This window comes from Psychrobacter urativorans, from assembly GCF_001298525.1.
GTDB lineage: Bacteria > Pseudomonadota > Gammaproteobacteria > Pseudomonadales > Moraxellaceae > Psychrobacter > Psychrobacter urativorans_A.
Genome location: NZ_CP012678.1, coordinates 750891 through 763264, shown reverse-complemented (window position 1 = coordinate 763264; position 12374 = coordinate 750891). Strand labels below are relative to the sequence as shown.

Genomic DNA, 12374 nt, shown 5'->3' with positions numbered 1-12374 from the left:
TTTAAATTTTAGATAGTTTCTTACAGTAGATTAAATCCTCATCCCAACGCCGAAAACACTACCATCAGCACTGGCGAGACAATATTGATAATAAAACCAAAGCTAATCGCAAGCGGTACGACAATCAATCCACCGGATTGCTGTATAACAGGCAAGGTAAAATCAAGACTGGTTGCCCCGCCAAGCCCCACCGCTGAGGTTGGATATTGACGCATAACAAGCGGTATAAATATCAGCGCGAAAAACTCACGGATTAAGTCATTGAACAGCGCCACACTGCCCCAAATCGCGCCATAAGCGTCCGTCATTACAATCGCCGATAGCGAATACCAGCCAAAGCCTGACGCGAGTGCTAGTCCTTTTGTCCATGACACATTGGTAAATAGCATCGCAAACATCAAACCGCCCACCAATACCGCAACCGTAAAGACGACACTCATCTCTACGCCGCGTTTATTCAGCATCACCTCTTTTAAGGTAATGCCTGAACCTTTAAGCCCAATACCAACGAGTAATATGAGCAGCATTAGCATTACCGTCATGGTGGAATCATGAGGCAAATAAGCAGTCGGCAAAAAATGCCCAATGATAAAGCCAACAATGACGCAGCTGAGTTGTATCAAACTGCCGCGGATGCTGACCGGATGATGTTGACCTTTAACAGCGGTTTTCTTGGCATGCCAAGGGCGCAGTCGGTCAAATAGCATTAGCGCTAACAGACCTGTACCGATAGTGAGCACCGACAGCACCGCCACATACAGTATAATCTCGCCCAACTGACTGCCAAGCCCCTGCACTTGCGACAGCTCAATACCGATAAGGGTCAAGATAACAAATACCAGATACGTTAAACCTTTATCAGCAACCTTACTAAGATACGGATGTGAAGGGATAACAAAGCCGATAAATAAAGGCATTAAGACAAGAACTAAGGTGACTAGGTTTTGCATGGTGGCAGGCTCGTAACAGTGGTACTAACATGGTACTAAGCCTGCGATTGTAACATAACAAAGGTTAAAAACTGGAATTGCTAAGCACAACTCGTTACTGGAAAGGGTGTGGATAACCACGCTGAGGTAGCATTTAGGTGGGTTGCTTTATCCGTGACAGGTTCAATGACACTAATCATCGGTTTATTGGCTAAATCAGGATAATCCTTTCGGTAATGCCCGCCACGACTTTCATAGCGCTGATACGCTGATTGAACAATGAGCGTGGCTAATTGTAGTTGGCGCTCTAACCGAAACTGAATCAGATGGTTAGGCGTGGTTGTATTATCTACGCTGTCTATATTGCTTAAACCCGTTAAATCATCTAAACCTGAAAGTCGAATGCTTTCTTGCCAACCTTGTATTTGTTCGAGAGCTTGTACTAATAACTCAGCGCTGCGAGTGATACCCATATTCTGACTCATTAAGGCTTTTAGCTTGGCAGTAATGTCATTAATATCCTCAATAGTACTGATAGTAGATTGAGCTTTACCATTACTATTATAGTTATGCTCAGTCATTAGGCTAGACGAGGGTAAGTGAATCGACTTAGTATTGGTAAGTTCTACAGAGTCCCAATCAGCAGAGCGCAGATATGTTGGCAAGTGCGCGGCGATATTACGACCGATAACCACGCACTCTAATAAAGAGTTACTTGCCAAGCGATTTGCGCCATGTAGACCGGTATAAGCGACTTCGCCCGCTGCGTATAATCCTTGCACATCGGTTAAGCCATTGGTACAAGTCACTACGCCACCGCAACTATAGTGCGCTGTAGGTGCAACAGGAATAGGATCAATAGTGATATCAATGCCAAGCGCTAATAATGTCTGATAAATCTGCGGGAAATGCTCACGCAAAAATTCTGCTGGCAAGTGGCTGACATCAAGATGCACATAGCCTAAGCCGTTATTATGAATTTGCTCAGCAATGGCACGCGCCACAATATCTCGTGGGGCAAGTTCTGCTCGACTGTCAATATCTAGCATAAAGCGCACGCCTGATTTCGGGCAATATAGGTGACCGCCTTCACCGCGCAACGCTTCTGAGATTAGAAAGCTGCTATCGCCTAATGCCAAGCCTGTCGGATGAAACTGCACAAACTCTAAATTGGCTAGGCGGCAGCCTGCTTGCCATGCCATCATGACGCCATCGCCCACACAAACATTGGGGGCGCTGGCACGTTGAAACAATTGTCCTAAGCCGCCACTTGCCAATATGACTGCGCGACTACGAAAATTTAATTGACGTTGATTGTGATGGTCAAAGACAATCGCACCTTGGCAATGCTTATCTTTTAAGTCACTTGTTATTTGCGTTTTAGTATTAGCATTTGGTTCGGTCAGCAAACTTAGCGCCTCAAGATAAGGCAATATGGTGATATTAGTAGACGTTTGCACTCGTGCCGAAAGCGTTTGCATAATATGACGACCTGTTGCATCGTCTGCATGTGCAACGCGTCGGCAGCCATGACCGCCTTCTTGAGTTAAATGTAAATCAGCCGTTTTTAAATCAGCGCTAGAATTTACTGCATTGAGACTTTGATGAGTATCACTTAGCGGAATTTTGGTAAAAGGTACGCCTTGATCGCATAACCATTGTACTGCCTGTTGCCCAGCACTTAAAATTTGCGTGGTATTATCAATAGTACATAATCCTGCACCGGCAGTTAAGGTATCGGCCACATGGGCAGCACTGGTATCATTTTCATCCAAGCTTGCTGCGATACCGCCTTGGGCATAGTGACTGGAACAACTCTCCAACGCAGCTTTGCTTAATATCGTAATATTTAATGACTTTGGCAAACATAATGCGGTACTTAATCCTGCCAATCCTGCACCGATAATCAAAACGTCAGTATCAATAGATGTACTGCTATTATCTGCCAATAGCGCCTTCATATTACGCAGCTCCGACATTGGTAAATAAAGGACGGTCAGTGACCAAATCACCACTTGTAGCGACTCGTTGTTGGTTGTCTTTAGCAAAATCAAGCATACGCTGTAATGGTTTTCTAGCCGCATCTGCCGTTTCAGGTGTCAGAGTGACCTCACCACTATTGTTAATCAAACACTGCTCAATACCTTGCAATCCATTCATCGCCATCCATGGACAAAAGGCGCAGCTTTTACAGCTGGCACTTTCGCCTGCGGTCGGTGCGGCTAAAAAGCGTTTATTCGGTGAGCGTTTTTGCATTTCGTGCAAGATACCCAAATCCGTTGCTACAATAAAGGTGTCCGCGTCCATCTCGTAGGTTGACTGGAGCAACTTACTGGTTGAGCCGACCACATCGGCAAGCGCCACCACACTATCAGGCGATTCAGGATGTACCAAGACTTTAGCGGTTGGATATTCTGATTTTAATTGCAGCAGTTCCGTGGCTTTAAATTCATTATGCACCATGCATGAACCTTGCCATAACAGCATATCTGCACCCGTTTCGCGCGCAATATATTTTCCCAAATGTCTATCTGGTCCCCAAATAATGGTCTCGCCTTGCTCATGTAAATGGCGCACGATATCAATACCCACTGAAGAGGTCACTACCCAATCCGCGCGCGCCTTGACTGCCGCACTGGTATTGGCATAAACAACCACCGTCCGCTCAGGATGCGCGTCACAAAAAGCAGAAAACTCTTCGATAGGACAGCCCAAATCCAGCGAACACTCAGCTTCCAAATCCGGCATCAATATCGTTTTTTCCATACTGAGTATTTTTGCCGATTCACCCATAAAGCGTACGCCTGCAACCACTAAGGTTTGCGCACTATGCGCTTGTCCAAAACGTGCCATTTCTAGTGAATCACCCACGCAGCCACCCGTTGCCAGTGCTAAATCTTGAATAAACGGGTCAACATAATAATGTGCCACTAGCACCGCATTATTATCTTTTAATAGCTGCTTAATGTTCGCTTCAACTTTAAGTCGCTCAGAGCGTGGCAAATCTGCCGGCATCTTAGCTTTGGCATATTCAATGTTCATCTTAATAGCAATACGATTGTCAGTGCTTAAAATGGGCGCGTCATAGGGATAAGTTTTCATAGGTGTAAGCCTCTGGTGCGTTAGCGATAATCAATGAGCCACTAAAAAATAAGTCAGCTAAAGCAGAGTGAAAGAGTAAATAAAGGTAAGATAATTTCATTATGCTCATTTTGAGCATAACTACAAGTGATTTTTTATATTATTTATGACTTAATATCAGTTTTTGTCATACTAATAACGGGTGATGACGATGATAGAACCGCATCCAAAACCGCTTTCACGCTATACTGATTTTTATTACGAGCATGCTGTTTTATAACAGCATGAATCAATTAGTAGATATAAAGGGTAATTACGGAATACTATGACTTTGTCTTATTCGCATGCGCATCAGCAGGGCAGTGGCACGACAGAAGTGGTCGCGGTGCTTATTGCTATTACCGACCATACGGCGCGTGTTTTAACAGTTGATCAAGGTAAGCTTTTACCTAATGGACCTTTGATGCCATTGCATCGCTCGTTACAGGCGGGTGTACGCCAGTGGGTGGAAGAACAGACGCAGCAGCCTTTGGGTTATTTAGAGCAGTTATATACCTTTGTCGATACCAGTCGGCGCAATATTGATGGTCATGCGTTGGTGTATGTCAGCTATTTAGGTCTCGTGCAAGAAACACAAACGACTAAGCTACAAAGCCAAGCATTATGGCGCGATTGGTATGACTATTTTCCGTGGGAAAATCATTTAACTGGCACGCCTGATATCATTACACGTTTGATTTTACCGGCGTTATTGGCGTGGGCAGAGAGTGCTAATGATGAGGCAGCGCAGTACCGTCGCAGGCAACGTATTCGCTTATGTTGGGGAATGAGTTCGGAGCCGATAGACACACGACAAGAAGATGACGCTGACAAGAGTAATTATCAGGTAGTGCATGATAAGTGTTATAAGGGTGAAGCTACTGAGTGGGTTGCAGAGCATGTGCTTCTGCGTTATGAGATGCTTTATGAAGCAGGCTTGATTCCAGAAGCGCCAACGTATCAGCCTAATAAATTACCTATGGATTGGTCACAGATGATAGGGGTGCCGATGTATTACGATCATCGCCGTGTGATTGCTACCGCCATCTCGAGGTTGCGGGCAAAAATAGAGTACCAACCGCTTATTTTTGGCTTGATGCCTGATATCTTTACCTTGTCGCAGTTACAGCAAAGTGTTGAAGCATTATCCGGCGTACCTTTGCATAAGCAAAACTTTCGCCGTCTGCTGGATTCCCAAAATTTAGTCATACCAACAGGTGGCAGTAGTAACGCTCAACGTGGTCGCCCAGCGAAGTTATATCGTTTTCGCCATGATATTGAATTACAAAGCTTACTGATGGATAGCAAATTGCCCAAACGTAAATAGCTTCACGTAATTAGTTTTGAATAGAATATTATTTTTTATACTGATGTTCAGATAGTGAGAAGATATAAATAAATGATTCTCTTATCTTGCGAGCTACTGCACTTTACGTTATATTTATGCTCATTTTGAGTTTAAGTAATTAATATTAATAAAGAGCCGAAAAAGGGTCAAATATGACAGATAAAGTACAGCCCGCATTGGATGAGGTATTACTCAAGCCGTTAGTGGAGGTGGCATTACTTGAAGACTTGGGTCGGCGTGGTGATGTGACCTCGCAGGCGACGATTCCAGTAGAGATGCAAGCAAAATTAGAGATTAAAGCGCGGCAAGCAGGTGTGATTTGCGGTATGGACTTAGCACGTTTGTCATTTGCCTTAGTTGATGCCCATATTGAGTTTGTGGCTGCGGTTAGCGATGGAGAAACAGTCGCGGCAGACACAGTATTAGCAACTGTCCGTGGTAATGCGCGTCATCTATTGACCGCCGAGCGTACTGCATTGAATTTTATGACGCATCTGAGCGGTATCGCAACGGCTACACGGCAAATTGTGGATAGTGTGGCAGATTATCCGGCACAAATTACCTGCACCCGTAAGACCATTCCGGGACTGCGCACCGTCCAAAAATATGCGGTACGTTGCGGAGGCGGACGCAATCATCGTTTAGGTTTAGATGATGCCATTTTAATTAAAGACAACCATATCGCTATTGCTGGCGACATCAGTACCGCTATTAAGCAGGCGCAAAAATTTGCGGGACACTTGATACCAATTGAGGTCGAGGTAGATACTTTAGCGCAATTAGAATTGGCACTCGATACAGGTGTTAGTTTGGTATTATTGGATAACATGCCGCCTAAATTATTGCGCCAAGCGGTCATTATGTGTCAAGGTCGAGCGAAGACAGAGGCGTCAGGTGGGATTACGCCAGATAGCGTTCGAGCCGTAGCCGAAACAGGCGTTGATTTTATCGCGATGGGTTATCTGACTCATAGCACGACTGCGCTTGATATTGGGCTTGATTTTAGTGCGTAACTTTAAAATTACTTCTATCGGAAAAGTGGGCAAAAATCATGTGAAGTTAATGATTTAATTAGGTTATCTGCCTATGTTACAATGCCACTGCTAACAGACTACTGGGTCATCGCTGCACACGCACGATGACCTTATCTTTTTGCCGATGAAAAAGTGAGCGTCAGATGGATACTGAGATTATCAAAATTATTCTAGCCTTTATGGTACTGATTAATCCGTTTGGCGCGTTGACGCTGTTTTTAGATTTGACACGCGGTTACTCGATGACCAATCGACGTAAAGTTGCGCGTATTGCCTGTTTAACTATTTTTATTACCATCAGCTTTTTTACCTTAGCTGGCGAGTCATTGCTCAAAGTATTGGGTATATCGATTGGCTCGTTTCAAATGGCAGGTGGTATTCTGGTATTTCTAATCGCCATTAATATGATGAATGGCGAGGGCAATCCAGTCAAACCTGATCAAGAAAATTTTGATGTGGGTAATATTCATGACCAGCCGCCAAGTACTGCAGCAGCAGTCGTACCACTTGCGATCCCGATGATGATTGGCCCGGGCGGCATCTCAACGGTGATTATTTATTCTTCGCAGATATCCGGTGTCCTGCGCGTTTCCGCGGTGATTATTGCTGGTTTACTGATTAGTATCTTTTGTTATTTAGCCTTGATGGCAGCAGGGCGTATCAGCCGCGTGCTTGGTGATACGGGGCTGAATATCATGAGCCGGATTATGGGTATGCTGCTAGCTGCGGTTGCCATTGAAATTATTGTTAGTGGTTTACGCACGCTATTCCCTAATTTAGTGTAATTTTTTCTATTATTCCACGACTACATGGTGAGCGTATCAGGTCTGCTGTGACGAAGTATTTAATTGATAATTTACAAAAATAATATCAGCTTTGATATAAATGCCATGCCAAGTACAGCATCAGTACGCCGACCAGTGCATCCAGTATATTCCACGCTTTTGGCTTTGCGAACAGCGGTGTTAATAGCCTTGCGCCATATCCCAATGCAAAAAAGAAGAAAAATGAGGCGCTGACGGCACCGCTGGCAAACAGTAATTTGCTACCTGCTCCCGTTGAAACCATGCCAACCAGCACCAAGGTATCTAAATAAACGTGCGGATTTAGCCATGTAAAGCCAAAACATAATAACAGTGCTTTTTTTAAACTGGTGACAGCTTGTCCATCAGCGCTTAGCGCGTGGGAGAAGGTAATACTGGTGTATAAGCTTAGCAGGCCGTAGCCAAATAAAAATAAGCTTCCAGCAATTTTTGCCATATCAACCACGTGTGGATAGCGTGCCGTTACCGCGCCAAATCCTGCTACACCTGCTGATATTAATAAGGCATCACTTACCGCACAAAATAAGCAAATTAAAAAGACGTGCTCGCGCCTTAACCCTTGCTTTAGGACAAAAGCGTTTTGTGAGCCAATAGCAAAAATCAGCGACAATCCAAGCAAGAAGCCGGAAAAATAATCAGTAGCAAGCATAAATTTTCATCTAATGGGTAATTATTAGTAATGGATAAGCACTAGGGCATAGGATAAATGTGATTTGATGGTGATGGTTTAACATAAGCACTGCAATGTATAACAATATAAGGGTTTAACTTACCTCGATTTCTTTGTTTAATAAGCGCATAGTGCGTGATTAATAGCACTCAATAACTATAATAAAGAGAACTCAGTAATGACGCCTCAATAATAAGGAAACCCGAATGACCCAAATAACCGCCATGCTCGTGATGTTTGTCTTATATGGTGTGCTGCCCGCTGCGGGCATCTATCTGGGTTATCGTGGCATCAAAAAAGTTACCGCACCGAAAATGCTAGAATATAAAGCCATGCCACAATTGGGATATATTCCCGAAAAAGGCTTACCAGAAGCCGTAAAAAATGCACTTGCCCAAATCAATCAAAAAGGTGAGAAGCTACGCGTGATTTATGGTGATACCAATAATGATGGTCAAATTAATGACAAAGATGCGGTCACCGAAACTTATATCATGATTCAAAATTTAATGGATAAACATATTCCGCAAGCAGTCGCTGACTATCGCCGTCTCTATGATTTAGAAGGCGCACGCGCTGACAATACGAAGATTAAAAACTCTGATGTCACGGGCAAAGAAGCGCTTTTAGAAGTACTGGGGACGATTAATGCGCAGTTCGATGATCTGCTCGATGCTTCTTATCATCAAGATGGACAGAAGCTATTGGTCACCAATCGTTATTTACAGCAGCGCTTTGATAATCCAATCTCTGAAGACAGTCATGTATAAATTACATAGCGTAAGGAGCGATCAGTAAGCATGATTACACTGCTTGGTATGATAGTAATAACCACAGTTACGGTTCTATACTTGGGTAGAAAAGGCTGGCATGCGCTGCATAAAATAGTCGGTATTACTCCTGGTGTGCTTATTTATCAAAATCCTAATCAGCCATTATCGTTAGCGACTATAACCTGGCAACAATTAACGTTAAACACGCAGCATTTAAGCGTCCTACCAGAGCGACAGTTACGTCAGTTGCAGCGCATTGATAAAAAACTGGCTACCTATCATAACGACCAGCAAAGTTTAGAATTGCAAAAAATAACACCAGTACTGAGCGAAGAGCAATTTTTACTGCAGAAGCTATTATATACACGGTTGCCTGAGATGTTAGCCAGTCACAATCGTTTGCTCGGTTTTAATAACCGTTTATTAAATGTTAAAAACAATACAAATTCTGGTTTTACGACTGAGAATGTTAAACACACTGAAGCCAGCCAATTGTTACAAGAAGCTCTGGATACTATCGAAGGACGCTTAGATCGTCTATTAGAAAAGCTTGAAACACAGAGTTTAGAAGAATTACGGGTGATGAAGAACTATTTAAATAGTCATAATTAAATACTAACTTTATGAAATGAAAGTCTAGTGTGTACAATAAAAAGCTACCAATGATAATTTACCATTGGTAGCTTTTTTAACGAATCATTTTAAGACTTAGCAATCAAGTACTATGCAATGAAAGACTATGCAATCAAGTACTAACGCTGCGTGTTACGATCACGAGTGTTGCGTGAGCCGCGGCTGGCAGGGCTAGCGCTACTCTTAGGTTTCGCTGTACTGCTACGCGTATTTTCACTACGGCGCGCTTTTAAAGGCTTCTCTTTAATACGTTCTTGCTTACGTTTCGCAGCGCCATGTAGACCTGTGCCATAACGTGGACGTAAACTTACCAAATCAGTCAGAATATTGATGTCTTTTCTATCTAACTCTAAGAAACGACCGGTGCGCAACTCTTTTGGTAGCGCGATATCTCCATAGCTGGTGCGTAATAAACGGCTGACTTTAAGACCTTGTGACTCAAATAAACGGCGTACTTCACGGTTACGCCCTTCTTTAAGTTTGACATGATGCCACTTATTAACGCCTTCACCGCCGCCTTCTTTGATGTCATCAAACTTGGCTAAGCCATCTTCTAACATCACGCCTGTAGTCATCGCCCGTGCCATAGCTGGGGTTACTTCACCCAATACCCGTACGGCATACTCGCGTGTTACTTCACTTGATGGATGCATCAAACGGTGCGCCATCTCGCCATCATTAGTAAATAATAATAGACCAGTAGAATTGATATCCAAGCGTCCAACCATCACCCAGCGATCATGGGTAAGTTTTGGCAGGCGCTCAAATACCGTTGGACGACCTTCTGGATCATTAGCAGAACAAACTTCACCTTCAGGTTTATAATAAGCCAACACGCGGCGACGTTTTTCATTTTCAGCCGTATATTTAATTTGACGACCATCAACGCGAATCTCATCGCCTTGCTCGACACGATCACCAATAGTAGCAGGCGCATTATTGACGGTTACGCGACCTGATTTGATGACTTCTTCCATCTGACGGCGTGAACCAAGACCCATACGAGCGAGGGCTTTTTGCAGTTTTTCATCTTTCATAATGATTTCCTTGAATCGGTTAGGGATACATTTCTCAATGTATAGATATAAAAAAGGAATATTATACGCTATTTAGTACAAATTATAATTTAATTATCCTGTTTCCTAAGAAAAAGAAACTGGCTGCGTGTTGTGAGCTTCCTTAAGCTATAGAGGAAATTCATTTAAATCTTACGATATAAGTAATAATACTGTTTATAAAGAGTTAAACAAAATTTATAAGCTATATTTTTGTCTATAAAGTATTTTTCTTCTGAAAAAATCATACTAAGATGTAATTTATAGATTAAAGTTGATTTAAATATAAACAATAAGTTAGAAAAGCGCTTTTTATGCAGATGAAACGTAAAAAATGATTAATTTTAGGCAACTTATGTTATAATATCGATTATTTTTGCTATTAATGTAATTATAAAGTTGTAAATGAATTTACTATTTATTTACAACTTTATTGTTCATGGGGCTCTTTGCTATGCGACTCTCAAACAAGCTCTTAAGTGCAGCATGTTTAATACTCATCAGCCTGCTTTCTGGTTGTACAGCTACTCTTAATTCTGGTCTTCATTCTGGTGCATTGCCGCCTAGTGGCTCTTTCACAGCTGATAATGGCATTCAGTTCAATGTACAACCATTAACTTTGGCAACGCTACCGCCTAAGCAAATAGTTCGCCCTATTAACGACTTGTCGCGATTAATTAAGATGTCTGCTCGAACAGATTACCGTATTGCTCAAGGTGATGTTCTAAGCATTATCTTAGTTGGTTATCCGGATATCACATCTGCTGGTACATCAGGATACCCCGTAGATCAGCAGGGTTTTATTCAGTTTCCGCTGATAGGACGTATTAAAGCAAGTGGGGTCAGTGTGCCGCAGTTTACCGCTAACCTACGTGGACAGTTACAACGCTATCTTAAATACTCAGACCCACAAGTAAAGATTACTGATTATCGTGGCAATAAGTTTTTTATTGATGGTGAAGTCAATAAGCCTGGAGAATTTAGCATTGCTGATGCACCAGTCTCGTTATATAGCGCAATCTCTATGGCAGGCGGAGCAAGCCCAACTGGCGATTCAAATAATATTGTACTAAACCGTAAAGGCGTTAATTATAATATAGGGTTGCAGTCATTAAGACAAATGGGATCATCAGCTAACCAAATTTATTTGCAAGATGGTGATTCCATTCATGTTAATAGCCAAAGTCGTAATAAAGTTTATGTATTAGGTGAGTTTGGCAAAGTGGAACCTGTACCTATTCTTGAGCAAGGAATTAGTTTGGCGCAGGTCTTAGGTGAGTCGCGAGGTCTTGACTCCAGAACTGCGAATGCCGCTAAGATATATGTGGTTCGTGATAATCCTAACTCTCAATATACCAATATTTATTACGTTGATATGCAAGCAATCACCAGCTTTGCACTCGCTAATCGTTTTGAGATGCAGGCAAACGATATTGTTTATGTTGATCCCACTGGCTTAACCCGTTGGAATCGCGTTATTAGTTCATTACTACCATCTACATCTGCAGTTAGAAGTTTATCAAGTCTATAGGTAGCAATATATATTATGAGCTTTACTAATATCTTAGTAGTATGTGTGGGCAATATATGTCGTAGCCCAATAGCTGCGGCCCTTTTAGAGCGTCAATACCCACAAAAGCATATTGATTCCGCTGGTCTTTCTGCAGTGGTTGGTCATCATGCTGATGCCAAGGCAATGGCAGTTATGGCAGCAAGCAATATATATATGAGTGATCATATTGCTAAACAAATCAGCGAAGAGCTGGTAGTGACAGCAGATTTGATTTTTACCATGTCAATCAACCAAACTAAATGGATTGAAGATCAATGGCCACATTGTCGAGGTAAAACCTTTAGAATCGGACACTGGATTGACATAGATATTGCCGATCCTTATGGGCATAGTGAGTCAGCGTTTGAGACGGCCAAACAAGATATTATTGATGGCTTAGATCAGTGGTTTAATAAAATTTAAGTAGTGACTATTT

Annotated in this window: 12 protein-coding genes; 7 read left to right on the top strand and 5 right to left on the bottom strand. The window is 42.5% G+C overall.

The genetic code is table 11. The features are described from left to right. Positions 1-38: 38 nt before the first annotated feature. The 3 genes from AOC03_RS03210 to nadA all read right to left on the bottom strand — a co-directional run bounded on the left by AOC03_RS03210 (position 39) and on the right by nadA (position 4031). Positions 39-950, bottom strand: a complete 912-nt coding sequence (locus AOC03_RS03210; protein ID WP_062533572.1) for a lysine exporter LysO family protein — start codon at positions 948-950, stop codon at positions 39-41. A gap of 80 nt (positions 951-1030) precedes the next feature. Continuing rightward, positions 1031-2908: an L-aspartate oxidase gene (gene nadB, locus AOC03_RS03205; protein ID WP_084785755.1), complete on the bottom strand. Its 1878-nt coding sequence runs from the start codon at positions 2906-2908 to the stop codon at positions 1031-1033. Continuing rightward, complete coding sequence (gene nadA, locus AOC03_RS03200) at positions 2892-4031, bottom strand: quinolinate synthase NadA (protein WP_062533570.1); 1140 nt, start codon at positions 4029-4031, stop codon at positions 2892-2894. Before nadA ends, nadB begins: the two co-directional genes overlap by 17 nt. Positions 4032-4335: 304 nt before the next feature. Here nadA and AOC03_RS03195 point away from each other — a divergent pair, with 304 nt between their 5' ends. From AOC03_RS03195 to AOC03_RS03185, 3 genes are all read left to right on the top strand, one after another. Next, a complete protein-coding gene (locus AOC03_RS03195) occupies positions 4336-5376 on the top strand; it encodes an NUDIX hydrolase (protein ID WP_062533569.1) in 1041 nt (346 codons plus the stop codon). A 173-nt stretch (positions 5377-5549) separates the two neighbouring features. Further along, positions 5550-6410: a carboxylating nicotinate-nucleotide diphosphorylase gene (gene nadC / locus AOC03_RS03190; protein ID WP_062533568.1), complete on the top strand. Its 861-nt coding sequence runs from the start codon at positions 5550-5552 to the stop codon at positions 6408-6410. 164 nt (positions 6411-6574) lie between these two features. Next, entirely contained in the window at positions 6575-7216 is a 642-nt protein-coding gene (locus tag AOC03_RS03185; RefSeq protein WP_062533567.1) for a MarC family protein, read from the top strand. Between the two features lie 85 nt (positions 7217-7301). Here AOC03_RS03185 and AOC03_RS03180 read toward each other — a convergent pair whose 3' ends face one another. Further along, a complete protein-coding gene (locus tag AOC03_RS03180) occupies positions 7302-7904 on the bottom strand; it encodes a LysE/ArgO family amino acid transporter (protein WP_062533566.1) in 603 nt (200 codons plus the stop codon). 227 nt (positions 7905-8131) lie between these two features. Here AOC03_RS03180 and AOC03_RS03175 point away from each other — a divergent pair, with 227 nt between their 5' ends. Both AOC03_RS03175 and AOC03_RS03170 read left to right on the top strand, forming a co-directional pair. Then, a complete protein-coding gene (locus AOC03_RS03175) occupies positions 8132-8695 on the top strand; it encodes a hypothetical protein (protein WP_062533565.1) in 564 nt (187 codons plus the stop codon). Positions 8696-8725: 30 nt separating this feature from the next. Further along, entirely contained in the window at positions 8726-9310 is a 585-nt protein-coding gene (locus AOC03_RS03170) for a hypothetical protein (RefSeq protein ID WP_062533564.1), read from the top strand. A 140-nt stretch (positions 9311-9450) separates the two neighbouring features. On the opposite strand, the gene rluB is transcribed toward AOC03_RS03170, so the two are convergent. After that, positions 9451-10368, bottom strand: a complete 918-nt coding sequence (gene rluB / locus AOC03_RS03165) for a 23S rRNA pseudouridine(2605) synthase RluB (RefSeq protein WP_062533563.1) — start codon at positions 10366-10368, stop codon at positions 9451-9453. Positions 10369-10840: 472 nt separating this feature from the next. Between rluB and AOC03_RS03160 the strand changes: the two genes are divergently transcribed. Together AOC03_RS03160 and AOC03_RS03155 are read left to right on the top strand one after the other, a co-directional pair. After that, positions 10841-11917, top strand: a complete 1077-nt coding sequence (locus AOC03_RS03160) for a polysaccharide biosynthesis/export family protein (protein ID WP_062536424.1) — start codon at positions 10841-10843, stop codon at positions 11915-11917. Between the two features lie 15 nt (positions 11918-11932). Continuing rightward, the gene (locus tag AOC03_RS03155; RefSeq protein ID WP_062533562.1) at positions 11933-12361 is read left to right on the top strand and encodes a low molecular weight protein-tyrosine-phosphatase; all 429 of its coding nucleotides are present in this window, start codon (positions 11933-11935) and stop codon (positions 12359-12361) included. The last annotated feature ends 13 nt before the right edge of the window (positions 12362-12374 follow it).

Excerpts from the sequence above, each read along its gene's own strand:
- AOC03_RS03210 (WP_062533572.1), bottom strand. The coding sequence starts at position 950 with ATGCAAAACCTAGTCACCTTAGTTCTTGTCTTAATGCCTTTATTTATC.
- nadB (WP_084785755.1), bottom strand. The coding sequence starts at position 2,908 with ATGTCGGAGCTGCGTAATATGAAGGCGCTATTGGCAGATAATAGCAGT.
- nadA (WP_062533570.1), bottom strand. The coding sequence starts at position 4,031 with ATGAAAACTTATCCCTATGACGCGCCCATTTTAAGCACTGACAATCGT.
- AOC03_RS03195 (WP_062533569.1), top strand. The coding sequence starts at position 4,336 with ATGACTTTGTCTTATTCGCATGCGCATCAGCAGGGCAGTGGCACGACA.
- nadC (WP_062533568.1), top strand. The coding sequence starts at position 5,550 with ATGACAGATAAAGTACAGCCCGCATTGGATGAGGTATTACTCAAGCCG.
- AOC03_RS03185 (WP_062533567.1), top strand. The coding sequence starts at position 6,575 with ATGGATACTGAGATTATCAAAATTATTCTAGCCTTTATGGTACTGATT.
- AOC03_RS03180 (WP_062533566.1), bottom strand. The coding sequence starts at position 7,904 with ATGCTTGCTACTGATTATTTTTCCGGCTTCTTGCTTGGATTGTCGCTG.
- AOC03_RS03175 (WP_062533565.1), top strand. The coding sequence starts at position 8,132 with ATGACCCAAATAACCGCCATGCTCGTGATGTTTGTCTTATATGGTGTG.
- AOC03_RS03170 (WP_062533564.1), top strand. The coding sequence starts at position 8,726 with ATGATTACACTGCTTGGTATGATAGTAATAACCACAGTTACGGTTCTA.
- rluB (WP_062533563.1), bottom strand. The coding sequence starts at position 10,368 with ATGAAAGATGAAAAACTGCAAAAAGCCCTCGCTCGTATGGGTCTTGGT.
- AOC03_RS03160 (WP_062536424.1), top strand. The coding sequence starts at position 10,841 with ATGCGACTCTCAAACAAGCTCTTAAGTGCAGCATGTTTAATACTCATC.
- AOC03_RS03155 (WP_062533562.1), top strand. The coding sequence starts at position 11,933 with ATGAGCTTTACTAATATCTTAGTAGTATGTGTGGGCAATATATGTCGT.